The sequence below is a fragment of the Pantoea sp. EKM10T genome, assembly GCF_011800685.1.
In the GTDB taxonomy this organism is placed as follows: domain Bacteria; phylum Pseudomonadota; class Gammaproteobacteria; order Enterobacterales; family Enterobacteriaceae; genus Pantoea; species Pantoea agglomerans.
This window is the reverse complement of record NZ_JAALEU010000005.1, coordinates 144784-169363: the sequence shown is the minus strand read 5'-3', so window position 1 is coordinate 169363 and position 24580 is coordinate 144784. Positions and strand designations below refer to the sequence as shown.

At 58.0% G+C, this 24580-nt stretch carries 23 protein-coding genes; 6 read left to right on the top strand and 17 right to left on the bottom strand.

The features are described 5' to 3' along the window. Window positions 1-36: 36 nt before the first annotated feature. The 10 genes from phnN to fos form a co-directional block, all read right to left on the bottom strand. A complete protein-coding gene (gene phnN, locus HFD95_RS11465) occupies window positions 37-573 on the bottom strand; it encodes a ribose 1,5-bisphosphokinase (RefSeq protein ID WP_167430266.1) in 537 nt (178 codons plus the stop codon). Then, window positions 573-1709 (bottom strand): alpha-D-ribose 1-methylphosphonate 5-triphosphate diphosphatase, encoded by a 1137-nt coding sequence (gene phnM / locus HFD95_RS11460; RefSeq protein ID WP_010247783.1) that lies wholly within the window; start codon window positions 1707-1709, stop codon window positions 573-575. The genes phnN and phnM overlap by 1 nt, the downstream gene beginning before the upstream one ends. Next, window positions 1706-2419: a phosphonate C-P lyase system protein PhnL gene (phnL, locus tag HFD95_RS11455; RefSeq protein ID WP_167430265.1), complete on the bottom strand. Its 714-nt coding sequence runs from the start codon at window positions 2417-2419 to the stop codon at window positions 1706-1708. The genes phnM and phnL overlap by 4 nt, the downstream gene beginning before the upstream one ends. Continuing rightward, entirely contained in the window at window positions 2420-3181 is a 762-nt protein-coding gene (phnK, locus tag HFD95_RS11450; RefSeq protein WP_033778916.1) for a phosphonate C-P lyase system protein PhnK, read from the bottom strand. Beyond that, the gene (locus tag HFD95_RS11445) at window positions 3171-4019 is read right to left on the bottom strand and encodes an alpha-D-ribose 1-methylphosphonate 5-phosphate C-P-lyase PhnJ (RefSeq protein ID WP_008926903.1); all 849 of its coding nucleotides are present in this window, start codon (window positions 4017-4019) and stop codon (window positions 3171-3173) included. Before HFD95_RS11445 ends, phnK begins: the two co-directional genes overlap by 11 nt. Then, the gene (locus tag HFD95_RS11440) at window positions 4012-5088 is read right to left on the bottom strand and encodes a carbon-phosphorus lyase complex subunit PhnI (protein ID WP_167430264.1); all 1077 of its coding nucleotides are present in this window, start codon (window positions 5086-5088) and stop codon (window positions 4012-4014) included. The genes HFD95_RS11445 and HFD95_RS11440 overlap by 8 nt, the downstream gene beginning before the upstream one ends. Next, on the bottom strand, window positions 5088-5663 hold the full coding sequence (phnH, locus tag HFD95_RS11435) for a phosphonate C-P lyase system protein PhnH (protein ID WP_010247799.1): 576 nt from the start codon (window positions 5661-5663) through the stop codon (window positions 5088-5090). The genes HFD95_RS11440 and phnH overlap by 1 nt, the downstream gene beginning before the upstream one ends. Continuing rightward, the gene (gene phnG / locus HFD95_RS11430; RefSeq protein ID WP_010247802.1) at window positions 5663-6109 is read right to left on the bottom strand and encodes a phosphonate C-P lyase system protein PhnG; all 447 of its coding nucleotides are present in this window, start codon (window positions 6107-6109) and stop codon (window positions 5663-5665) included. Before phnG ends, phnH begins: the two co-directional genes overlap by 1 nt. Next, window positions 6109-6822, bottom strand: a complete 714-nt coding sequence (phnF, locus tag HFD95_RS11425; RefSeq protein ID WP_010247805.1) for a phosphonate metabolism transcriptional regulator PhnF — start codon at window positions 6820-6822, stop codon at window positions 6109-6111. Before phnF ends, phnG begins: the two co-directional genes overlap by 1 nt. A 239-nt stretch (window positions 6823-7061) precedes the next feature. Then, window positions 7062-7460 carry a fosfomycin resistance glutathione transferase gene (gene fos / locus HFD95_RS11420; protein ID WP_167430263.1) on the bottom strand — a complete coding sequence of 133 codons (399 nt, stop codon included), beginning with the start codon at window positions 7458-7460 and terminating at the stop codon, window positions 7062-7064. Between the two features lie 255 nt (window positions 7461-7715). On the opposite strand from fos, the gene HFD95_RS11415 reads away from it, so the two are divergent. The 3 genes from HFD95_RS11415 to HFD95_RS11405 all read left to right on the top strand — a co-directional run bounded on the left by HFD95_RS11415 (window position 7716) and on the right by HFD95_RS11405 (window position 11202). After that, the gene (locus HFD95_RS11415) at window positions 7716-8345 is read left to right on the top strand and encodes a Vat family streptogramin A O-acetyltransferase (protein WP_167430262.1); all 630 of its coding nucleotides are present in this window, start codon (window positions 7716-7718) and stop codon (window positions 8343-8345) included. A 140-nt stretch (window positions 8346-8485) separates the two neighbouring features. Beyond that, the gene (locus HFD95_RS11410) at window positions 8486-8983 is read left to right on the top strand and encodes an AAA family ATPase (protein ID WP_167430261.1); all 498 of its coding nucleotides are present in this window, start codon (window positions 8486-8488) and stop codon (window positions 8981-8983) included. A gap of 578 nt (window positions 8984-9561) precedes the next feature. After that, window positions 9562-11202 (top strand): methyl-accepting chemotaxis protein, encoded by a 1641-nt coding sequence (locus HFD95_RS11405; protein ID WP_167430260.1) that lies wholly within the window; start codon window positions 9562-9564, stop codon window positions 11200-11202. Window positions 11203-11386: 184 nt separating this feature from the next. On the opposite strand, the gene HFD95_RS11400 is transcribed toward HFD95_RS11405, so the two are convergent. Beyond that, window positions 11387-12478, bottom strand: coding sequence for a mechanosensitive ion channel family protein (locus HFD95_RS11400; protein WP_167430259.1), 1092 nt, complete (start codon window positions 12476-12478; stop codon window positions 11387-11389). Between the two features lie 415 nt (window positions 12479-12893). Between HFD95_RS11400 and HFD95_RS11395 the strand changes: the two genes are divergently transcribed. Next, on the top strand, window positions 12894-15080 hold the full coding sequence (locus tag HFD95_RS11395) for a bifunctional diguanylate cyclase/phosphodiesterase (RefSeq protein ID WP_167430258.1): 2187 nt from the start codon (window positions 12894-12896) through the stop codon (window positions 15078-15080). Window positions 15081-15188: 108 nt separating this feature from the next. On the opposite strand, the gene HFD95_RS11390 is transcribed toward HFD95_RS11395, so the two are convergent. The 3 genes from HFD95_RS11390 to HFD95_RS11380 are packed head-to-tail and all read right to left on the bottom strand — an operon-like array spanning window position 15189 to window position 18605. Then, window positions 15189-15875, bottom strand: coding sequence for a cysteine hydrolase family protein (locus HFD95_RS11390; protein WP_167430257.1), 687 nt, complete (start codon window positions 15873-15875; stop codon window positions 15189-15191). Continuing rightward, a complete protein-coding gene (locus tag HFD95_RS11385) occupies window positions 15856-17172 on the bottom strand; it encodes a cytosine permease (RefSeq protein ID WP_167430256.1) in 1317 nt (438 codons plus the stop codon). The genes HFD95_RS11390 and HFD95_RS11385 overlap by 20 nt, the downstream gene beginning before the upstream one ends. Continuing rightward, window positions 17169-18605 carry an amidase gene (locus HFD95_RS11380; protein ID WP_167430255.1) on the bottom strand — a complete coding sequence of 479 codons (1437 nt, stop codon included), beginning with the start codon at window positions 18603-18605 and terminating at the stop codon, window positions 17169-17171. The genes HFD95_RS11385 and HFD95_RS11380 overlap by 4 nt, the downstream gene beginning before the upstream one ends. Before the next feature lie 367 nt (window positions 18606-18972). Between HFD95_RS11380 and HFD95_RS11375 the strand changes: the two genes are divergently transcribed. Together HFD95_RS11375 and HFD95_RS11370 are read left to right on the top strand one after the other, a co-directional pair. Beyond that, window positions 18973-19542 carry a hypothetical protein gene (locus tag HFD95_RS11375; protein ID WP_010670898.1) on the top strand — a complete coding sequence of 190 codons (570 nt, stop codon included), beginning with the start codon at window positions 18973-18975 and terminating at the stop codon, window positions 19540-19542. Then, complete coding sequence (locus HFD95_RS11370; protein WP_010670899.1) at window positions 19526-19747, top strand: hypothetical protein; 222 nt, start codon at window positions 19526-19528, stop codon at window positions 19745-19747. The genes HFD95_RS11375 and HFD95_RS11370 overlap by 17 nt, the downstream gene beginning before the upstream one ends. An 88-nt stretch (window positions 19748-19835) precedes the next feature. On the opposite strand, the gene HFD95_RS11365 is transcribed toward HFD95_RS11370, so the two are convergent. The 3 genes from HFD95_RS11365 to HFD95_RS11355 form a co-directional block, all read right to left on the bottom strand. Further along, window positions 19836-20678: an oxidoreductase gene (locus HFD95_RS11365; RefSeq protein WP_167430254.1), complete on the bottom strand. Its 843-nt coding sequence runs from the start codon at window positions 20676-20678 to the stop codon at window positions 19836-19838. A 98-nt stretch (window positions 20679-20776) separates the two neighbouring features. After that, a complete protein-coding gene (locus HFD95_RS11360; RefSeq protein WP_167430253.1) occupies window positions 20777-22558 on the bottom strand; it encodes a thiamine pyrophosphate-requiring protein in 1782 nt (593 codons plus the stop codon). Window positions 22559-22620: 62 nt separating this feature from the next. Then, window positions 22621-24579, bottom strand: a complete 1959-nt coding sequence (locus HFD95_RS11355) for a hydantoinase B/oxoprolinase family protein (protein ID WP_167430252.1) — start codon at window positions 24577-24579, stop codon at window positions 22621-22623. Window position 24580 lies beyond the last annotated feature (1 nt).

Genomic DNA, 24580 nt, shown 5'->3' with positions numbered 1-24580 from the left:
CCGGACTGTCACCGCCGGTGCCAGGATAAGAGAGTTTCATTGATGCGCCTCCAGTATCTGACGCAGCAGGCACACGGTATCCGCCAGCGCGCCGTCGTTGTTGAGGATAAGGCAGCCATCGGGCTGTGGCTGTGCGGCGCGCGCCAGCCGCCGGGCGATCTCCGACTCATCTTCCCGTCCGCGCTGGCGCAGCCGCGCTGCCAGCACGGCGGGTGTGACCTGCAGACAGACCGGCAGCAGCTGCGAGCCGAAACGGGCCTGCGCCTGCGCCAGATGCAGCCGCGAACCGTTCACCACCACATTCTGCCCGCGCAGCAGCCACTGTTCCGTCTCACAGCCAATGCCATAGCTGAAACCGTGCGCCTGCCAGCTCACCGCGAACAGACCGAGTGCTGCGCGACGGGCAAACTCCGCCTCGGTCAGCGCCACATGGTTTTCACCGCCCGCATCGGCGGCGCGGGTAATGTAGCGATGGGCGATCAGCAGCCGTGGCGGAGGTGCCGCCCGCAGCGCATCCAGCAGGCTGTCTTTACCCGAGCCCGAGGGACCGGTGAGCCAGATCAGCCGCGCCATCAGTACACCTGCCGGCCTTTGCTCCAGACATGCCGCACGTGCGGGTAGCCGTGTGCGGTGTGCGCCAGCACCAGATCGGCGCGGCAGCCTTCGGCGATTACCCCGCGATCTTCGAGCCCTAAGGCGCGCGCCGGGTTACAGGTGACCAGTGCAATCGCCTGCGCCATGCCGAGGCTGTTGCGCTCATCATCCGCCAGCCGGAACGCCGCATCCAGCAGGCTCGCCGGATAGTAATCGGAGGAGAGAATATTCAGCAGGCCGTGTGACGCCAGCTCCCAGGCGGCGACGTTGCCGGAGTGCGAGCCGCCACGCACGATGTTTGGCGCGCCCATCAGCACCTGCATATTGCGATAACGCGAGGCGCGTGCCGCCTCCAGCGTGGTAGGAAACTCCGCGATGCGGCTGCCTGCCGCATGGGACTCCTCCACGTGTGCCGCGGTGGCATCATCATGGCTGGCAATGGCGATGCCATGTTCCCGGCAGAGTCCGGCAATCGCCTGACGATTGGGCTGTGACCATTCTGCCGCCAGGGTGAGCTGGTCATGCTCGAACTGATCCATCTCCGCGTCGTTGAGCTGATATTTGCCCTGATAATATTCGCGATACTTCGTCAGGGATGCGTACTGACGCTGACCCGGCGAATGGTCCATCAGCGACACCAGCGCCAGCTCCGGCGTGCCCATCAGCGCTTCAAACAGCGGCGCAGTGGTGGGATGCGGCAGTTCACAGCGCAGATGCAGCAGATGCTCGGCCCGGTTCAGTCCTTTGCGGTTGCTGTCGCGGATGGCGTCGATCATCTTGCTGAGGTTATCCAGCCGGTGCCCGCCGTCGCGCACATCCCCGACGCCAATCGCATCCAGCACCGTGGTAATGCCGCTGGAGACCATCAGCGCATCGTGGCTGCTCATCGCCGAGTGTGCCGGCCAGTCCACTTTCGGACGCGGCGTGAAAAACTTATCGAGGTTATCGGTGTGCAGCTCCACCAGACCCGGCATCAGCCAGGCGCCTTCGCCATCCAGCGCGCCCGGCTGCTGGCTGGTGGTTTCGCTGAAGCTGCTGATGCGCTCGTCGCGAAACTCCAGCGATCCGGTTACCACTTCGTTTTCCAGCACCAGTCTGACGTTATTGATGATCATGCCTGCGCTCCTGTCTCGATTGGGTGCATCAGGTGCAGCCGGTCCGCTACCCGCTCGCGCACCGCCCGATCGTGAAAAATACCGACGATGGCGGCACCACGGGCGCGCGCCTGTTCAATTAGGCTCACCACCGCCTCGCTGTTGACACTGTCGAGCGAGGCGGTGGGTTCATCCAGCAGCAGCACCGGATAGTCGGCGATAAAGCCGCGAGCGATATTGACGCGCTGCTGCTCTCCGCCAGAGAAAGTGGACGGGGCCAGCGACCAGAGACGCTGCGGCACGTTGAGCCGGGTCAGCAGTTCGGCGGCACGTACTTCACATAAGGCGCGCTCGACGCCGCGCTCCAGCAGCGGCTGCATCACAATCTCCAGCGTCGGCACGCGCGGGATCACCCGCAGAAACTGGCTGACCCAGCCCAGCGTGTCGCGGCGCAGGGCGATAATCTGGCGCGCCGATGCCTGCGCCATGTCGATCCACTCGCCCTGATGCGCGACCCGAATGTGGCCGCTGTCGGGCTGATAGTTGCCGTAAAGCGCGCGCAGCAGTGTGGATTTACCGCTGCCGGAATGACCGTGCAGCACGACGCATTCGCCCTCGCCTGCCGTCAGGCTGGCGTTGTGCAGCACCGGCAGCGCCGCGCCGTTCTGGTTATGCAGCACAAAGGTTTTACACAAATTCTCTACCCGCAGGCGCGGAGTGATAGTTGTCATTTAATTGAGCACCGAAGAGACCAGCAGTTGAGTGTAAGGATGATGAGGATCGTCCAGCACGCGGTCAGTCAGACCGCTCTCCACCACCCGCCCCTGCTTCATCACCAGCAGGCGATGCGCCAGCAGTCGCGCCACGCCGAGATCGTGGGTGACAATCACCACCGCCAGATTCAGTTCGCGCACCAGCGTCCGCAGCAGATCCAGCAGTCGCGCCTGCACCGACACATCCAGCCCGCCGGTCGGCTCATCCATAAACATCAACTGCGGCTGCGTCACCAGATTCCGGGCGATCTGCAGACGCTGCTGCATACCGCCGGAAAAGGTGGTGGGCAGATCGTCGATGCGACCGGCGTCAATCTCCACCGCCTGCAGCCAGCGGCTCGCCTCGGCGCGGATGTCGCCATAGTGGCGCTGTCCGGTCGCCATCAGCCGTTCGCCGATGTTGCCGCCCGCGCTGACCTGCGAACGCAGCCCGTCCATGGGATGCTGATGCACCACGCCCCATTCGGTGCGCAGCAGGCGACGGCGATCGCTTTCACTCATCTGATAGAGGTCGCGGTTCTGATAGAGGATGCTGCCCTGCTGCGGCGTCAGACGCGCTGACAGGCTCTGCAGCAGCGTGGTTTTACCGGAGCCGGACTCGCCGACAATGCCCAGCACTTCGCCGGGAAAGAGATCAAAACTGACCTGCTCAAACCCTTTGCCCGGCGCATAAAGATGGGTGAGCTGGTTCACCGCAAGCAGCGGCTGTTCACTGTGCATGTTGCTGTTCCTGCTGCTGATGGCAAAAGTCGGTGTCGGAGCAGACAAACATCCGCGTTCCCTGGTCGTCCATTACCACCTCATCGAGATAGCTGTGGCGCGAGCCGCACAGCGCGCAGGGTTCATCCCACTGCTGCACGGTGAACGGATGATCGTCGAAGTCCAGGCTTTCCACGCGGGTGTAAGGCGGCAAGGCGTAGATGCGTTTTTCACGCCCGGCACCAAACAGCTGCAGCGCGGGCATCATGTGCATCTTCGGGTTGTCGAATTTGGGAATGGGCGAAGGATCCATCACGTAGCGATCGTTGACCCGGACCGGATAGGCGTAAGTCGTCGCGATGTGGCCGTAGCGGGCAATATCTTCATACAGCTTCACCTGCATGATACCGTACTCCTCCAGCGCATGCATGGTGCGGGTTTCGGTTTCACGCGGCTCAATAAAGCGCAGCGGCTCCGGGATCGGCACCTGGAAAATCAGAATCTGATCCTCTTCCAGCGGCGTTTCCGGGATGCGGTGACGGGTCTGGATCAGGGTGGCATCGGCGGTGCGCTCGGTGGTGGCAGCGCCGCTGACCCGCTTAAAGAACTGGCGGATCGACACCGCATTGGTGGTGTCATCTGCGCCCTGATCGATCACCTTCAGCACATCCTGATCGCCAATGACGCTGGCGGTGATCTGGATGCCGCCGGTGCCCCAGCCGTAGGGCATCGGCATCTCACGTCCGGCGAACGGCACCTGATAGCCGGGGATCGCCACCGCTTTCAGGATGGCGCGGCGGATGGTGCGTTTGGTCTGCTCATCGAGATAGCCGTTGTTATAGCCGGTGAGTTCAGCCATGGTTGCGCTCCTGATAATCGTGCTGCAGCTGTTTCAGCAGTTCCAGTTCCGCCTGGAAATCGACGTAATGCGGCAGCTTGAGATGCGAGACAAAGCCTGCGGCTTCCACGTTGTCGGCGTGCGATAGCACAAACTCTTCGTCCTGCGCCGGGCTGGTAACACGCTCATGCTGTTCGCGGCTTTGCAGCGCCCGGTCCACCAGCGCCATCGCCATCGCTTTACGTTCGGCGCGGCCAAACACCAGCCCATAACCCCGGGTAAAGTGCGGCGCAGTCTCGTCGCTGTGGGCGACGCCGTTGACCATTTCACACTCTGTCAGTAGCAGCTCACCGATCTCCAGCTCAAAACCCAGCTCTTCGGGACAGATACTGACGCTGAGAGTGCCGGTGCGGATCTCGCCGGCAAACGGATGGGTGCGGCCATAGCCGCGCTGGGTCGAGTAGCCGAGCGCCAGCAGAAAGCCTTCGTCGCCACGCACCAGCTGTTGCAGGCGGGCGGCGCGTGAAGCGGGAAAACTCATCGGCTCGCGGGTGATATCGACAGGCTCGCTGCCGTCATCCATCTCGGCGGCGGCCAGCCCTTCATCGCTCATCATGCTGAACATGTGCGGGCACCGATCAGGCACCGAACGATCGTCACGCGGCGCGGCAGGCGTTTCGCCATTGGCCAGCAGGGTGAAGTCGAGCAGACGGTGGCTGTAGTCGTAAGTTGGCCCCAATACCTGGCCGCCCGGCAGATCTTTATAGACCGCCGAGATGCGGCGTTCGATGCGCATCGCACCGGTCGCCAGCGGCGTGCTCTCCGCCAGGCGTGGCAGCGTGGTGCGATAGGCGCGAAGCAGAAAGATCGCCTCGACCAGATCGCCGCTGGCCTGTTTAATCGCCAGCGCCGCCAGTTCGGGATCGTAAATCCCGCCTTCGGTCATCACCCGATCCACCGCCAGTCCCAGCTGCTGCGCCACCTGATCGCAGCCGAGTTCGGCTACCGCTCTATCGCCGCGCCGCAGATCGGCCTGCAACTGGTGGGCATTTGAAATGGCTTTTTCGCCCCCTTTCACCGCGACATACATCAGCACACCTCCACAACGGTGGTGCGCGGCACGGCCATGATCGCTTCGCCACAGGTGAAGATCAGGTCCACGCCCTGTGGAAACGGATGCGGACGAGTGCGCAGATATTCCAGCACGCTTTCGGGCAGCTGTGGCGCGATGGCGCGGGTTTCCCGCAGGCCAGGGCCGGAGAGGCGCAGCGTCAGGCCGCCATTCAGCGACGGCACTTCGATAATCAGCGTGGTGCTTTTTTCTGGTGACATGTTGTCACCGGCCGCGAACTGCGTCGGGTCGGGCTGCGCCGCCGCATGGCTCAGGGCAAAAGGCGCATCCTGCTGCGTGGTGATCGGCGCACCGGTATGGAAGCGCAGATTGTTGCGCAGCTGTTCGTTGTCGATTTCCGCATCCAGCCAGACCGGGCTTTCCTGATCGACCAGCGTCAGCAGCAGCGCCGTGGCCGCCGGTGACAGTGCGCCCCAGCCCTGTTGCAGCGGCAGCGAGACCATCACGCCCGGTTCGCTCATCGCTTTCAGAATGCGGCGAAACGCGCGCTGCGCATCCGCCACCGGATGGTTAAAACTTGCCAGTAAAGTCATCAGTTATCTCCGCGAACCAGCGTAAAGAAATCCACTTTGCTGCTGGCGATCTCGCGGGCGCGCAGCTGTCGCTGCTCATCGCGCCACGCCGCCAGCGGGGTAATAATCTTCTCTTCCAGCAGTTGCCGGGTTTCCGGCTGCTGTAACAGCGCATCCAGCAGGGCGCAGCGCTCGGCATGGGCTTTGTCACGCCCTAACAGGTAGCTGTAACCCAGAGTGCCGTCGCTGAGCTGCACCACCGCGCGCGTCACCGTGGCATCGCCCATCACAAAGCGTTTGCCGGTGGCCCCCATCCGCGCCTGCAACCGCGTCAGCCCGATCTCTGCCGGACGGATCAGGGTAAAGGCGGGCTGGAGGTTAAGCGCCTGCCAGTGCGTCTCAAGCAAGGCGGCGCTGCTGTGCGCCAGCACCGACAGCCAGCGCTGGCGATCCGTTTGCTGTTCCATTAGTGCTCCAGAGTCAGTTCAATCATGTCACCGCGCGTCAGGCTGACGGAGTATTCCGCCACCGCGCCATCACTGGTTTTGTTCAGGGTCCGCACACAGAGCAGTGGGGAATGCAGCGCGATGTCGAGCTGCCGACACTCTTTGGCCTGCGCCCGGCGGGTGCTGATGCGGGTCTGGGTGCGTACCAGCTGCTTGCCGGTGTGCTCAACCAAGAAGTCGTGCAGCGATCCGCTGTTAAATTGCTGAAGTTGTGGCCACCAGCTGAGGTCGGCGAGGAAATGGTTAATCAGGCAGAGCGGCACGCCGTTGGCGCGACGCAGGGTACGCAGATGAATGACGTTGTCGCCCTCTTTCACGCCCAGCGCATTGGCAACGTCGTTGCTGGCCGGACGCAGCACCGCCAGCAGCCGTTCGCTGGTGGGATGACTGCCCTGCTCCAGCAGGTTCTGGCTGAATCGCGCCTGGGCATGCAGCGGATAGTCATAAGGGCGCATCAAAACCAGGATGCCGACGCCGTGACGGCGCTGCAGCAGCCCTTTGTGCACCAGCTCATCCACCGCCCGACGCAGCGTGTGGCGATTCACCTCATAGTGATCGGCCAGCTGTTGCTCGGAAGGAAGATAGTCGCCGCAGCGGTAGCGCTCTTTCAGCGCCTGCTCCAGTTGTGCGGCAACAGCCTGATAGACAGTGGTCGGATGTCTGGATAACTCCATCACGATGAAATCCTCACGGGTTACAGAGTGGGAACGCAGTGAAAAGACGCTGCGGGATGGTGTTAGCTTGAGGGGATCAGATGACAGAACCGTGACGCAGGGGTGAAGGAGAGGTGAATGTGGTGGCTGAAAAATGAGGAGTATTTGTCAGGGTGAGTTGCTGGCAGGAAACCGCCGGGCATGGGGTGATAGACCCCGCTTAAGCGGTCATTTTCTCTGCCGGGCCGGGAGTCAATCAATCAGAAGAACGTCATTCCCTGATAAGGCTGAGCAAGGCAGGCTCTGATACGGCTCTCAAGATCGCCATCGTGGATCTCAAGCCTGTGGCCATCGGGGTCCAGAAAGTAGAAGGAGTTCCCCTCGCTTTTATTGCGCTTCCACTCTGTCACACCCGCCACTCTCAATCGCTCAACGAACGCATCAAATTCGTCACCAGCAATAGTGAATGCATAGTGTGTGTAATCATTTCCAGCCGAGACGGTATCCACAGAGAGACAGAGCCAGAGTTCACCCAGCGAAAGATAAGCGCCATGATCCCATGCCGCTTTGGGGATGAATCCAAGGGTTTGCGTATAAAAATCCAGGCTACTGGCCAGGTTGCTAACTGCGAGGGTAAGGTGATTGAGTCCGGTCAGCATGTAAAACTCTTTATCAGAATGCAGAAGAATTTAATTTACAGGAATCAGATTTCTTTGCACACAAACAGAATTAACAACCGTTTGTATATCAGCTGAATCTCTGCCGGACCCACCCCGGAAAGAGGAAACAGGAGCAGGCAATACAGCCGGGACCGGCGCGCGATGAGCAGATAATGAAGACCGGGCTTGCACGAAAGGAACGACGGGCTTCATGGTGTACACTGGAACGAACTAACGTTGCGCTTAGGAGAGAATATGTACGGACCGGATCCCACCAATCCCCATCCAATGGAAGGCTTCCCACAGGTTTGTTTTATCAAAAATACGGTGAAAAACCCCAACATCATAATCGGGGATTTTACTTATTATGATGATCCTGAAGACTCAGAAAACTTCGAGCGCAATGTCCTTTATCACTTCCCCTTTATTGGTGACAAACTGATCATGGGTAAATTCTGCGCGATAGCCAGAGGCGTTCAGTTCATCATGAACGGGGCAAACCATAACATGGCGGGTTTCTCCACTTTTCCGTTTTACATTTTCGGAAATGGATGGGAAACAGCCCAGCCTCAGGCCGGCGATCTGCCCTATAAAGGCGATACGGTGATTGGTAATGATGTATGGATGGGTTATCAGGCGCTGATTATGCCAGGCGTTAAAATCGGTAACGGCGCAATAATCTCGTCACGTTCTGTCGTCACGTCGGATGTCCCGGCCTATTCGATTGTGGGTGGCAACCCGGCCAGAGTGATCAGGCAGCGTTTTACCGATGAAACCATATCAACGCTGGAGAAGCTGGCCTGGTGGGATTGGCCGGTAGAAAAGATTACCCGACACCTGCCTGCAATTATCGCTGCGGATGTTAAAGCATTGCCAGATGAATAACCGGGCAGAAGTGGAATAAACTCTGTCCGCTGCTGACATAGGGCGGCGATCATTCGACACGGGTTCGCATAATTTCGCGCAGATTGATGTATCAATGTGTCTGCTTTACCACTGGAGCGCGGGTTAAAACAGGAGTCGTTATGCTCTACATCTTAAGTGGCCTTCCGGGTTGCGGCAAAAGCACTATCGCTAAAATGCTATCTGAAAAATTGAAAGCGGTGTATTTACGCGTAGATACGATCGAACAGGCTCTGCGTAATAGTTCAGCAACTTTCAGGGATATTGGCCCTGAAGGCTATTTCATCCTTTATGAGCTTGCGCGGGACAATCTCAGACTGGGATCACCTGTTGTCACTGACTCGGTGAATGATCTTAACCTGGTACGTGATAGTTTTCGTGATATCGCACTATCATCAGGTGTTCCCTTTCTGGAAATTGAAATCCTCTGTTCTGATCCGGAACAGCATCGTGCCCGTGTAGAGAACAGAATCTCAGATATTCCTGGTTTAAAAGTGCCTGACTGGCAGGCCGTTGTGGATCGTGTTTATGAACCGTGGAGCAGAGAGCATCTGCAATTAGATACCGCGGAATTATCGCCTGCTGAGTGCGTTGATATCATCCTCCAGAAGAGCATTTAGCCCTGGCCGCGTTTAGCCCGCACCCTTAACGGCAATAAATGTTTTAACCTGAGGCTGCATGTTGCCCTACCCTCAGGGATTAAAACCGGTAAAACAGAAGTAGCCACGCTATTCCCTCAGCTTAAGCGGCAATATCAGCACGTTCTGGAGAGGATTAATGAGGTAACCAGGGTCAGGTACTCAATGAGAGAAAACGGACGTAATTCCTGAACAGTTGATCATGTCCCAAAGGCTTTTTCAAAAACTGAAAAAGAGTAGAAGTCGCAGATAATTGAATCAAAAAGCATCCCGGCTGGCAAAATTCTGATGCCCTTTTGATGGTATTCCATCATTCCCTCTCAAATTAACATTGTAATTTTCCACTATTTTTTAAGTTAATCTGAATATTCAAAACCTTAAAAAATAAATAAACCATCTGATTCAACATCATAATTTTAAATTGTCATTTTATTTTTACTGAAGCCTACCTTCTTAAATTCATGCGCGATTTTTGCACTGCCGTTGGTTAATAACCGTGAGTAATCTCTGGCTGCTCCAGGCCGATAATCGTAAGACATCTTACCTGGAGCTTTACTGCCATGCTGAAAAATACACGTCTCACCACGATCCTGACGTTATCCGGACTGTTTCTGTTTTTTGTCTTTCTTGCTTCTTCATTGCTGAGTGTGATCTATCTGAATCGCAGTGCGGAATCTCTCAAAAATCTCAACCATGAAGTTTCTGCAACCCTTGGCGTCGCTGACACGACGAACTGGATACGTGCCGCTCGCACCACACTGCTGGCCGCTGTTCCTTATGCTGACGGCAGCAATCCAGAGGCGTTTAATGCCGCGCTGGCCCAGGCCAGATTTTACTATGATGGCGGCTTGCGCTTTATGCAGGCCTATCAGGCTGCACCCAAAATGGCCGGTGAAGCGGAACTGTCACGGGAGCTGGCCGCACGCTACAACGATTACACTCAGCAAGGCGTTGGTGCCCTTTTCACCGCGCTGCAGAAAAGGGATGTACCCGCTTTTCTGATGCTTGCTGGTACAAAAGTCGTGGCACTTGATGAGGCTTACCGCGTTCCGCTGGACAAGGTTATTGCCATACATAAACAGTCAGCCGTAAACATCACCCAACAGGCCGATACCGATACGCACATTGCTTATGTTGCTGCGGGTGTGTCGGTCATACTCTTTATCCTGGCTTCAGTCATTGTGGCGGTGGTACTCAAAAATGTGCTGATCAAGCCCCTGCGTCGTGCTGGCGAAGTAACGGCAGCCATTGGTGCCGGCGATCTGACATCGGAGTTCCACAATCTCCGCAACGATGAAATGGGCAGGCTTCTGCAGGGGCTTGAAAATATGCAGCTTGGCCTGAAAACGATGGTCAGTGAAATCGTCAATGGCGTAAGCGAAGTGGCTCGCGTTACCACGCAGATAAGCGACGGCAACCACAGTCTTTCCAGCCGCACGGAGCAACAGGCGGCAGCGCTCGAAGAGACCGCGGCGAGCATGGAGGAGCTCTCGTCTACTGTCTCACTCAACGCCGGTAATGCCTCAGTCGCCAGCGACGCGGCCTCTGCGGCTTCCGGAACCGCTTCGGAATGCGGCGCGGCAATGCGGGAAGTGGTGCGCACGATGGCAGACATCAAAACCAGCGCAATGGCCATCAGTGAAATTACCTCCGTAATAAACAGCATTGCCTTTCAGACAAACATTCTGGCACTGAACGCAGCGGTAGAAGCAGCACGTGCAGGCGACCAGGGTCGCGGTTTTGCTGTGGTTGCTAACGAAGTTCGCACGCTTGCACAACGCAGCACACAGTCTGCGCGGGAAATTGAAAAGCTGATTGCTGAATCCAATCTGAACGTTGGTCTGGGTGAGCAGAAAGTGGCTCAGGTTTCGCTGACGACAGAAAAAATTATCAGCGATGTGACCGGCGTGACCTCGCTGCTGGGAGAGATTGCGGCGGCGTCTTCTGAACAGAGTAAGGGAATAAATCAGATCGGCACGGCTGTAACCGAAATGGACAGTGTGACTCAACAGAACGCCACGCTGGTTCAGGCTTCTGCTGCTGCTACGGGTGTACTGGAGGAACAGGTTAAATCGTTGAGTGCGATTACCAGCCGGTTCAGGTTGCAGGCTGGTGCGGTCGTGACAGACTTACGCTCCCCGGCCATACCGTCTGTTCAGGTGAAAGAAAAAGTTTCAAGCGATCCGTGGGTGAGCTTTTAACTGAGTCAGGCTGATGTCTGCAGCTTCTTCTGCAGACATCGGGCCTACCAGAAGATGGCCAAAACAATTATGTCCGCTTCAGACACCATGCGGACAAAGACACCATCGCCTGCCCTGAAAGAACAACGGAGCGACAGCCATCAGGATGCACACACCCTCTCAAACTGCCGCTCCCAGCTTGCCCCTATTCTGCCGTCCCTATTCCCACCTTCTCACGCCCGGTATCCGTCAGTGATGCTCTCACCTGCGGCAGGCTTTCCGGGTAATTCTGCTGAATAAACTCAATCATCTTCTCACGCACATAACAGCGTAAATCAAAGGCGATCGGCGAGTTCTGCGCGGTCATCAGCATCCTGATGGTCATGGTTTTCTCGGTGGTGTCGGTCACCTGTAGCACAGAGGTTTCCTGATCCCAAAGCTTGGTTTCGCTCAGCACCTTTTCAAAATGCTTGCGCAGCGGCTCCAGCGGCATGGAGTAATCCACGTAAAGGAACACCGAGCCTAAGATCTGGGCGTTATTGCGCGTCCAATTCTGAAACGGGTTTTCGGTAAAGTAGGTGATCGGCAACACCAGCCGACGCAAATCCCAGATGCGCACCACCACATAGGTCAGGTTGATCTCCTCAATCCAGCCCCACTCTTTTTCTACCACTACCGCATCATCAATTTTAATAGGCTGGGTAAAGGCGATCTGAATACCGGCGAACAGATTGACCAGCGACTTTTGCAGCGCAAAACCAATAATGATACCGGCAACACCCGCACCGGCCAGAATGGTGGTGCCGAATTTCCGGACGCCAGGGAAGCTGAGCAGAATCAGCGAAACACAGAACAGAACCAGGATGACAATAACCACTTTTTTGACATAGATAATCTGCGTGCGAATTTTACGCGCACGAAGGTTATTGGAAATATTAATGTCATAGCGGATATAAAGCATATCCTGCGCCACGTTGGTCAGCCGGATTAAGATCGAGCAAAATGACATAATAATAAAGACATTGATGATATTGGTGATTAAAGAGAGAGATTCCGGTTGGAAATCGATGTAATTAACGCCGACATTAATCATTAATAACGGAATAAAAAAGAACATCGAGCCGCTAAGATGCTTCTCAAGGGATTTGAACAGTTTTCTGTCACGAATCTGCCAGTAGCGGATGAACCGGAGCAGGATAAGGCGGGCCAGGAATCCCAGCACAAAAGAGAGCGAGACGAGTAATACAACAGGCACCCATGACGGGAAACCAGATAACTCACCGAATAACAATGGCATTATTTTCCCTTATAGTAAGCTGACAACCTCAGGCTGTCAGATAAGTGACAAACTCAGTAACCGTTGTCTTCACGGCTATCCGTTCGTAACTCAATCAGCGCACATGAGTATGAACCATCGCGGCGAAGTTAACAGTAAATGCGCGGTGATGCGTCCAGAGAGGCTGTCGCGCGCCAGCCTTATGCTACTGATAGGGAGGCCGAATGTTGGCCCTCATGTCACCGTCCAGCCAGCTAACCCCATTAAAATATCTGATATAACACGGCCACTTATTCACTCCCCATTATTTAGCCTACCCTGGCCATCCGGCAACAAAAACATTGCCAGAATCACTAAGCGTAACGCTTTGCGTGGACGTTTTTATGCAATCTGCTAATTTTTAAGCTGTTCCCCTGCTGCTGAGAAAAACAACAATATGATTAACACCCTTAAACTTTCCTCTGATTTTCGTCGCAGTTTCCTGCGTGAGGTATTGGTGCCGCTGGTCGCTATCTTACTGCTGACGTTTGTAGGTGCAGGCGCTGCGCTCTTTGTTGGTACCTCACTCACCAATACGGAGGCCCGCCATCAGCAGCAACGGATGATTGAAGCCTCTTTTTCACAGAGTCTGAATGAGCATCTGCGCCAGCTGCATAGCCTGTCGCGCTGGGGACCCTTTGAGCAGCATCTGGCGGAGGGCAACAGCAGCAGGTGGCTGGATGAGAACATTGGGCTGTGGCTGTATGAGATGTTCGGCCATCAGCTGATTCTGGTGCTGGACCAGCAAAATCAGATTGTCAGAGTCTGGCGCGAAGGCCAGCCGGTCTCCGCCCCTGAAAATGACCCGCTGATTGGTGAGGTGCTGCAAAGCACGCTGGTCAACGATCCGGCACGCCAGGATAACGCCGATTATGCCCGCGTGACAAACCGGGCCGCCGCGCTGGCAGTAGGTAACATCCAGCGGGAGAGCAATGCCCTGCCGCGTTTCCGGCTGGTGAGCCTGAAATTTCTTGATGACGGCTATCTGGCGGGCCTGGCGGAACGCAATCAGCTGCAGGGGCTGCACTTCTCCGACGGCACGCCACAGCCGGGAACCGGTGCGCGCTATCTGCTGATCGCCCAGGCGGGTGAGGCGGTTGGCTATCTGAACTGGATCCCCTCCCGTCCCGGTGCGCAGATGCTGCGCACCATCGGGCCATCTACCGGGCTGGCGGTACTGGCGATATCCCTGCTGTGCCTTTATATGGTGCGGCGACTCTGGAACTCGTCGGTGAACCTCTCGCAATCCATGCTCAGGCTCGGCGCGTCAGAGGCTCAGGCACAGCATCTGGCGTTTCATGATGTGCTGACCGGCCTGCCGAACCGCGCACTGGTCGAAGACCGTTTAACCCAGGCGCTGGCCCTGGCGACGCGCCACGATCAGCGAGTGGCGCTGCTGCTCATTGACCTCGACCGCTTTAAAACCATCAACGATACCCACGGTCATCACGCCGGAGATGAACTGATCATCGCGGTCGCACAGCGCCTGAGCCGTATCGTGCGGGCCAGCGATACGGTAGGACGCATCGGCGGTGATGAATTTATCGTGGTGATGCCAGATGTCGATAATATCGGCCAGGTGCATAGCCTGGCGCAGCGCATTATCGATGAACTGAGTGAGCCTTTTACGCTGTTTGGCAGCGATGTCTGGAGTGGCGCCAGTATCGGACTGGCGCTGGCACCCAAAGATGGGGTTGATCGGCTGGAACTGATGCGCAAAGCGGATATTGCGCTGTATGAGGCCAAAAGCGGCGGGCGCGGCACGTATCGTCAGTTTGAACGGGCGATGGATGAGTCGGTGCGGACCCGACAGACCATCGCTGCCGACCTGCGTACGGCGCTGCATACCCATCAGGGGCTGGAGGTGTGGTATCAGCCGCTGATGGATATTGGCGGTCAGCAGATGGTGGGCATCGAAGCGCTGCTGCGCTGGCACCATCCAGCCCGCGGCCTGATTGCGCCCGGTGAATTTATCGCGATTGCCGAAGAGACCGGCCTGATTATTCCGCTGGGCGAATGGGTGCTGGCTGAAGCCTGTATCACTCAGCAGCGTTTTCCCGAGCTGCTGGTGGCGGTCAACGTCTCGCCGGTGCAGTTCCGCTCTACCGGCTTTGTTGAGCGGGTGATGGCGATTGTCAGCCAGAACGGCGGCGATCCGAAACGCCTGGAACTGGAGATCACCGAAGGGGTGTTAATCGAAGATGAACGTGAAGCACGCGCCATTATTGTGGAGCTGCGTGACGCGGGCTTCCGGATTGCGCTGGATGACTTTGGCACCGGTTACTCCAGCCTGAACTATCTCAGCAACTTTCCGGTGGATAAAATCAAAATCGATCGCTCATTTACCCAGTCGCTGGGCGTGGCGGAAAATTCAGTGGCGATTGTTGAATCGGTGGTGAAACTGGGTCATGCCATGGGTCTGATGGTGACAGCAGAAGGCGTCGAGACGCCAGGGCAGATGTCTGCGCTGGCAGATGCGGGCTGTAATCAGCTGCAGGGCTATCTGTTCAGTCAGGCGGTGCCCGCCGATCAGCTCGCGGCGCTGATGAAAACTATTGCGCCAGACAACGCGCAGCACGAGTGATCGCTGATGTGGAAAGCCTGAGCACAACGTTGTGCTCAGGCTTTCCGGCTGCGTGATGCACCTGAGATCAGAAGATCAACATCGCCATTTACCCGTCGTCGCGGGAAATTAAACCCCCAGGCTATCCAGCAGCGCGGCAGAATGGGCGACCGCGCCAAAGATGCCGCCCTGCATATGGATCATGCTCAGCGCCGCCTCATGATGACGCTGCTCGGTCGCAGCACAGCAATCGGACAACACCAGGCACTCAAAGCCGCGATCGTTGGCTTCGCGCAGCGTGGTGTGGACGCAGACGTCGGTGGTAATGCCGGTGAGGATCAGATTACGGATGCCGCGACTGCGCAATATCAGCTCCAGATCGGTGGCATAAAACGATCCCTTACCCGGCTTATCAATCACCACTTCACCCAGCAGCGGCGTCAGCTCCGGGATTATTTCCCAGCCCGGTTCACCGCGCACCAGAATACGGCCGCACGGTCCCTCATCCCCGATCCCGGCGTTCATTCGCCGCGAGCGCCAGCGTTTGTTGGCGGGCAAATCGCTGAGATCGGGCCGGTGTCCTTCGCGGGTATGAATAACCGGAAACTGCCGGGCGCGCATCGCCGCCAGCACCTGCTGCAACGGTGCGATGGGCGCGCGGGTCAGACTCACGTCATAGCCCATGCTGTCGACATAGCCGCCCATGCCGCAGAAGTCGGTCTGCATATCAATCACGATCAGCGCGGTGTCAGCCGGCGTAAAAGTGCCGTCAAACGGCCAGGCGTAGGGGGTTGAATTAACGCTGTAGTCGGGCATTGCTGTTCTCCATTACCGGGCGCGGCATGCGCATTCTGCTGATCACGCTGTAGCTGATGGCGGCGGTCACCAGACCAATAACCGCTTCACCAAATTGAGGGAAAGCGACGTGGGCGATCACCGCACACAGGCTGCCAATCGCCCAGGCGGCAAACGCAGTACCACGAAAACGCTGCGCCGGACGCTGCTCGCTGATGCGCGCCATAAAAATTAAATCCACGATCATCACGGCACCAAACGGCGGCACCACAATGCCGAGCAGGCTGAGCCACTCCAGGAAGTAAGACCAGACGCCCGCCAGCGCCAGCACGCCGCCAATGGCACCCAGGATCAGCGTCCAGAGCCGCATTTTGCTGCTGAACAGATGACTGAAGCCCACCGCCCCGTTGTAGAGGCAGTGTGTGCAGACCGATCCGAGATTGATAAAGACAAACAGGCAGGCCACTACCGACAAAAAGGCGCTGTGCCCCATCAGCATCGGCAGGAAGTTGCCGCCATTGGTCAGCGGATCAACTGCTGCGCCCACGGCCACAATCACCACACCGAACAGGTAAGAGATGACGTTAGCGACCGGGAAGGCAGAGAACGCGGCGATCACCGCCGAACGGCCATTCTTCGACCAGCGGGTAAAGTCAGCGGTCATGGTGCCGGAGTCAGCAAAACCGGCCACCACCATGGTGACGGCGGTGCCCATACTCATTGCACCGGCTGCGCTGGCGCTGCCCTTCCACTGCGTCACCACGGAGAAGTCGTGCTGTTTGCTAATCAGCCACAGCGCCACCATTCCCAGCACCACAAACAGCGGCGCGGCGATCATCCCCAGCACCGACAGCGCCCGCACGCCCAGGAAGGTAATGCCGGTATAGAGGATCATGGCAAAGGCCGTCACCGCCAGCGCATTCCAGCCGAAGGTCTGATTAATGACCGTGCCGGTAAGGCCGGTCTGGAAGGCGTACCAGCCGATCACCACCGTCGAGAGAAAACCCGAGACCAGGATGTAGCCTTTGCTGCCAAAGGTGCGTCTGGCCTGCAGGGCGAAATTCATTCCGCTGTTACCGGCGTACCAGCTCAGCGCGCCGACATAGGCGAACAGCACCAGGTTTCCCAGCAGAATGGCGATCAGCGCAGGCCAGAACCCCAGATGCCAGGTGATGATGCCGCCAAACAGCGCATTGGTGAGGATCATCGGAAAGCCAAACCAGACGGCCGAGACAGAGCGGGTTGAGTGACGGTGCGACAGCGGTACCGGCTCATGTTCAAACTCCTGCTCCAGCGCAGGCTTAGTAGACGTTTTCATTGGGCGATTCCGGGTTGAAGGTGATTCCACGGCTGAATGCGCTCGAAAGCGGCACTGGCAGCCAGCACTAAGGCATCATCAAGATGACGTCCGACAATCTGCAGACCGACGGGCAAGCCGCTGGCGGTAAAACCGGCGGGCACGGACGCGGCGGGCTGACCGGTGAAGTTGAACGGATAGCAAAACGAGAGCCAGTGATCGCTGCGGACCATGCGGCCATCAATGATCTCCGGTCCCTGCATCCCCAGCGGAAACGGCGGCACCGCCAGCGTCGGGGTAATCAGCAGGTCAAAGCGCTGCATAAAGCGCCACAGGCAGTTGCTGACCGCTTTGCGGGTGGTGATGGCATCGGTGAAGTTTTCCGCCCGCCAGTCGCGCTGCAGCATGGCGACCAGATGCGGCGACATCTCGCCGCCCTGCTCCGCCAGCATCTGGCGCATGCCGGTGAGATCGCTCTCCATCGCCACCAGCGCGCCAAAGGCCGCCGACGGATCAGGGAAGCCGGGATCGGCCAGTTCCAGTTCAGCACCGATTTCAGCGGCAAAACGCTGCACCGCCGCGCTGACCACTGCCCGCACTTCCGGATCAACGGCCACATAGCCAAAATCTGCGCTGAAGGCGATGCGCAGTTTGCCTGGCAGATGGTGTGGCGCGCCCAGCCAGTCGACATCGCTGCAGGGAATCGAGTGGCGATCGCGCATATCCGGTCCTGCCATCAGCGACATCATCAGCGCGGCATCGCGCACGCTGCGCGTCATCGGACCGATGTGCTCCAGTGACTCCCAGCTCGACACGCCGGGGTAGCGCTCATCACGACAGCCGGGCCAGAGCGGCACCCGGCCCATCGACGCCTTGAAGCCGAAAATACCGCAGTGCGCCGCCGGAATGCGTACCGACCCGCCGCCGTCGCTGCCCAAAGCAATCGGGCAAAGCCGCGCCGCCACCGCCGCACCCGAACCGGCGCTGGACCCTCCTGGCGTCATGCTCAAATCCCAGGGATTGCGCGGCGACGGAAACAGCGGATTGTGCCCGACCCCGCTGTAGCCAAACTCCGGTGCGGTGGTTTTGCCAAGCAGAATGGCGTCGGCGGCCAGCAACCGTTCCACCGTGATGTCATCATCTTCCGGCACGAAATCTTTGTACGCCGCCGAACCGGAGGTGGTTCTGACGTTTGCGGTGCAGATTAAATCTTTCACCGCCAGCGGTACGCCTGCCAGCGCGCCCAGTGTTTCACCGCGTGCCCGTCGGGCATCCACGGCTCTGGCCTGTGCCATTGCCAGTTCAGGCGTCGGGGTACAAAAAGCTTGTATCGCCGGTTCCCGCTGTTCCATCCGTGCCAGCGCCGCCCCGGTCAGCTCATAAGCCGACACGTCCCCGCTGCGAATCAGAGCGGCCATCGTGGTGGCATCTTCGTCTAATAAGGAGTCAAGCATGGGTTACCTCGCCAAAAGTGTACCTGTCGGCTAGTGCATGAAGCGTGCCAGTTAGCGGTGATTCATCCGGTCTGAAACGGGGATGCCAGATGGAATACGGGCTGGGATACAAGATCGAATTCTTATGATGCCAGGTGGAGGCGACTGTTTGTTTTTCCAGCACGATGATGGCGCAGCGCTGCGCGATAAGGGGGCGTAATAACTGAATGCTTTGCGGGCTGCTTTACAAAACGATGTCGGTTATCAGCAACAGCGGCCGATATGCTGGAATGAATAACCACATTTTTACCAGGGAGGTTTGACCGGTCTGAGCAGGCACTAAAAAATCACGGCTTAAAGATTCACATGCAGCCTGCAGGGATGATAAGTGCGCATTGAAGAAGATATTTATCTTGAAAACTACGAAATCAGGCGGAAAAAATTCATTTACGATCGGCGTATTCATTACAGTTACGCGTTTGTTGCCGGTAATGAGAATTACACTGTCATCGTGGGCAAGCTAATGGATGAACAGACCTTTACCCGCATCGGATACCAGATGCCACCCGGTATCGCCTTTCCGGTTAAAGGGCTGGCTGAAGTCTGTTTTGACGTGTTCGATGGTCTGGAGTGCCTCGGCGATTTCCGCCATATCAGCTTTGCAGGATTAGGCAGTGCTGTCGTTTTCAAAAGCGTACTCCTGGCGTTAATGGCACACTATGAAAGCTTCTTTATAGGCGGTTTTGTTTTCCAGGCTGCATCAGGAGAGATCGTTGACCGCAATCGCCCGACACCCCTTGAGGAGATCTACGACGCTTTGCTTGGGTTAAAAAATGAACTACGCTACAATCGCCGAACAGGGTTGCCTAAGAAAGCGCCGCAACCTTTAATCCCGAAATATTTCCGGGCTTATAAAGTAGTGACTACAGGGAGAGCTTGCTATGTCGTTTTACGATAAATACGATGGCATCACAGATGCGGCTGATGCCGAGAACAGGGAGTTAAGGGCACTATTGATTGCTGAATGGCTGGCCAGACCCGATCTGCCCGCCATTAAAGCCCAGTTAGCTCAGAGGAAAAAACGCTCGTCGTCTGCCCTGTTACGCCGCAAGTTGAAAGAGCTGAATGCGCGCGAAATGCAGAAAGCTAAGATCAGCGCTTAACGCTTAAAGGCCCGATAAACGGGCCTTTCGTATTTTTATCAGCTTCTGGCTCACTCGCAGACGGCTTTTCGCCACCCGCAACTCACCTCTACTCCGGAAAATCCGTCTCCACCGATGTCTGTTTCCACGCTTCGATCTCAGCCAGCCGCTCTTTAAGCTTGCTGGTCACGGCATCATGGCCCCAGGCGCCCATCACCAGATGGCGTGGCGGGTTATCATGCTCAGTGATGGCAATCATCGCCGTGGCGGCCCGCGCCGGATCGCCCTTCTGCGTGCCGCTGTATTCGGCGGTGGCTTTCATCCGTGCGGCTGCAGTCTCTGCATAGTCTGGCAGCGTGCTCGGTGTCTGATGCAGGGAGCGTCCCGCCCAGTCGGTGCGGAACGGACCTGGCTCGACACAGGTAACGCGAATGCCCAGCGGTCCCGCTTCCAGCGCCAGCGAATCTGACCAGCCTTCCACCGCATGTTTGCTGGCAGAGTAGTATCCTGAGCTGGCAAAACCAATTAAGCCTGCCACCGAGGTAATGTTGATGACGTGGCCGCTGCGCGCCTTTCTCATCGCGGGCAGCACGGCGCGGGTCAGGGCAAACAGGCCAAAGACGTTGGCATCAAACTGCGCGCGGATTTCGCTTTCCACACCCTCTTCCACCGAGCTCTGATAGCCGTAACCGGCGTTGTTTACCAGCACATCAATGGTGCCGAACGTGTCGAGTGCCACTTTGACGGCCTGGTCAATGCTCGCCTGGTGGGTCACATCCAGCGCTACTGCCAGCGCGTTGTCGTGTCCCTCAACCAGATCGGCAATGGAAGAGGTATCACGTGCCGTCACGACGACCTTAAAACCACGCGCGATGGTCTGCTGCGCCAGTTCACGACCAAATCCGGTCGAACATCCCGATATTAACCAGACAGGGCTGGAGTGAGCAGTCATGGTAAGACTCCCGTTGATGATGATGAAGTGACTGGAGACCCGGACGCGAGTGCATCCGGGATTTAAGGTTAGCGAGGCGCGACCGCCCCACTTAGCCCTTAATGCTTTTTATTGAACAGCTGGCTGGCGGTGTCGCTGATGATCTGTGCCGCACCGCGATCGCCTTTCACCATCGACGCCATAAAGGCTTTCGCCTGTTTAAAGGTGATGTGCGGCGGTAACGGGGCAACTTCCGGATCGGTTTTCACCTCCAGCAATACCGGGCGATCGGCGCTGAGCGCACGCTGCCATGCCGCCGCCAGATCGTCAGGATTATCGACAAAAATACCTACCATTCCCAGCGACTGCGCAAACTCAGCATATTTCACATCCGGCAGTTGCTGCGAGGCGTCAAAGCGGGGATTCCCCTCCATGACCCGCTGCTCCCAGGTGACCTGATTGAGATCCTGGTTGTTGAACACGCAGACGATCAGGCGTGGATCGGCCCACTGCTGCCAGTATTTCTGGATGGTGATCAGCTCCGCCATGTTGTTCATCTGCATGGCGCCGTCACCCACCAGCGCCACCACCGGTTTATCGGGATGGGCAAATTTTGCGGCAATCGCATAAGGCACCGCCGCGCCCATACAGGCCAGGCCACCGGAGAGCGAGGCGCGCTGACCCTGCTTAACCCGATAGTCGCGGGCGAACCAGTTGGCACAGGAACCAGAGTCCGAGGTGACAATGGCGTTATCCGGCAGTTGTGGCGACATCTCCCACACCACCCGCTGCGGGTTGACCGGATTAGCGGGTGCCATGGCGCGCTCTTCCATCAGCGTCCACCAGTCGCGCACCTGAAGCGCGATATCTTCCTGCCAGCTGCGATCCTCTTTGTGCTCCAGCAGCGGCAGCAGAGCGCGCAGGGTTTCAGCCGCATCGCCATGCAGGTTCACTTCGCTGGGATAGCGCAGGCCGAGCATGGCGGGATCGATGTCGATCTGCACCGCACGCGCCTTGCCCTCTTCCGGCAGGAACTCCGTCCACGGAAAGCCGCTGCCGATCATCAGCAGGGTGTCGCAGTTCTGCATTAAATCGGATGAGGGCTTCGTGCCCAGCAGGCCAATCGAACCGGTCACAAACGGCGCATCGTCCGGCAGCACATCTTTGCCCAGCAGCGCTTTTGCCACGCCCGCACCCAGCACATTGGCGACCTGTACCACCTCGACGGCGGCGTTACGTGCGCCTGCGCCAATCAGAATCGCCACTTTTTTGCCGGCGTTCAGCACCTCAGCGGCGCGTTGCAGATCCGCTTCATAAGGGATCACTTTGGGACGCTGATAGCCGCTGCCGGAATGGGTAAAACCGTGCAGATGCTGCGGCGGCTGCCACTCTTTATCCTGAATATCTTTAGGGATGATGATCACCGCCACGCCGTTTTGCGCTTTGGCGATGCGCACGCCCCGGTCGAGCAGATGGCGAACCTGGGTTGAACTCGAAGCTTCCTGAACGAAGTTGGCAACGTCCGAGAAGATGCGATCCAGGTTCATCTCCTGCTGATAACTGGAGCCGCGCGCGGTCGCTTCCGCCTGTCCGGCAATCGCCAGCACCGGAGCATGATCCATTTTGGCGTCATAGAGTCCGGTCAGCAGATGGGTCGCGCCGGGCCCGCCGGTAGAGAGGCAGACGCCCAGCTCACCGGTGAATTTGGCGTGTCCGGCCGCCATAAAGGCCGCCATCTCTTCGTGACGTACCTGAATAAATTCGATGCCGTCGCCTTTGGCGTTAGCACGCTGAATGGCGCCCAGCACCCCGTTGATGCCATCGCCCGGATAGCCGTAGATGCGTGTGACGCCCCACTCTTTCAGGCGCTGGACAAAAAAATCACTGGTTTTCATGCTCATCGTCGCGTTTCCCCTTGTAGTCCATGCAGACTTAAAGCGTAGTAGACGATGGGCAATCGCCGTTAATTGTTCGCCATTGCCGGGTATCGCTGACGCAAATCACTGAATATTTGTGCCATATCCGCCGTTTCGCCTATCTCTGCCACTACCCGGAATACCTGGGTTTTCAGGAAGTGACGCCAGCTCACCGGCGCGCTTGCCAGAAAGGCGGTCAGTAACTGATAACGCTGTGGCGTCCAGAGCGTTTCGAAGCGACTCCGTGCTTCGCCGTGCTCAAAATGGTGCGAAGCCTGCTGCGGCATTGTGGCGCGCAGGCGCTCCGTTGCTGCCCGATCCACGTGGTGATCAACTACCACCACGCCATACTGCGTCCTTGCTGCCGCGACGCTGAGATAACCACAGCGCACATCCTGCATCACCGCATCGGCATCGCGCTGTGTTGGCAGGCCATAACCGCCCGCGCCGGGTCCGCGCACTTCGACCACGTCACCCGGCAGGCAGTGGATCACATCAGTGTTACCGTGATTGATGACCTCACCGTCGCGCCGGGTACGGAAGTAAGAGAGCGCCCCACTCTGGCCGCCGACGACACCCGCCGAGGCAAACACCGATCGGTTACGGTTGCGCGCGGTAATGGTGGTATTGGGCGAGAAAACCTCAAATGCCATTTCGGTGGCTAAACCGCCGCGATAGCGACCGGCTCCGGCGCTGTCCTGGGCCAGTCCGTAGCGATGAAAGCGGATTGGCACTTCCGCTTCGTTGATCTCAATCGGGGTGTTTTTCAGAAAGGCTGAAAGACCGCCGGAGCCGTCAGGCCCATCGTGACGCGGCGTGCCGCCCGCGCCGCCGCCCACCGGACCCAGCGAGGCGACCACACTGCGATTCGGCGTCTGGGTACGAATGTTCATGATTGAGTTGCCGCCCGGTGAATTCGCGGGCAAACGCTCCGGCATCGCCAGCGAGAAGACGCCGATAGTGGCAATCTGCGACAGTGCACAGGTCAGGGAGCGCATCCCTACCGCTGCGGGCGCTTCACAGTTCATGACCGTGCCAGGCGGCAGGATTGCCCTAGTGGGTCGCAGCGTACCGGCGTTAAGCAGCAGTGAACGGTCCAGCGTAGAGAGCGCATAGGTAACACCCACCAGCGCCAGCGGATGCCGCTCACGTCCGCCAGTCGGCATATTCAGCGACGAGGCCAGCTGCGGATCGCTGCCGGTGTAGTCCAGCTCCAGTTGATCGCCCTGCACCCGCAGAGTAATGGCGATACGGCAGGGATAACCGCCCTCGCCATCTTCATCGGCGTAGTCGGCATAGAAGTATTCCCCGTCGGGAATGGTTTTGATAATGCTGCGCGCCTGCGCTTCGGCGTAATCGAGAATGCCCTCAATGCCCTGCAAAAAATCGGCGATGCCAAAGCGGGCAATAATGTCGTGGATTTTACGCTCGCCGACGTTCACCGACGCCAGCTGGGCTTTGAAATCGCCCCAGTTCTGATCCGGCACCCGCACATTGAGCCGCATGATGCTGGCGACCTCTTCGTTGAGCTGACCCTGCCGCATGATCTTCAGCGGCGGGATGCGAATCCCCTCCTGCACGATATCGGTCAGCGAGCGCGACAGCGAGGCGGGCACCGCGCCGCCGACGTCGGTGTTATGAATGTGGCCCACCACGAAGCAGACAATGTCACCCTGGTGGAACACCGGTTTCCAGATGTGGATATCGGGCGAGTGGGTCGCCACGTTGCCGGCGTAGGCGTCGTTGGTAATGCAGATGTCGCCGTCAGCGTACTCTTCAATCAGCGCCAGTACCGGCGCATAGTCGATGCCGCTGTACCAGGGGGCGCCGAAGCTGCGCGGCGAGGCGAACGCCAGGCCGCTGCGGCTGACAATCTGGCAGGAGAAATCTTCCGTCTCTTTAACAAAGGTGGAGTGCGCCGTGCGCATCAGGGTAAAGGCCATCGCATCGGCAGCCGCGGCGCAGTAGTTCGCCAGGATCTGTAAGTTACGTCCATCAATCGCCATG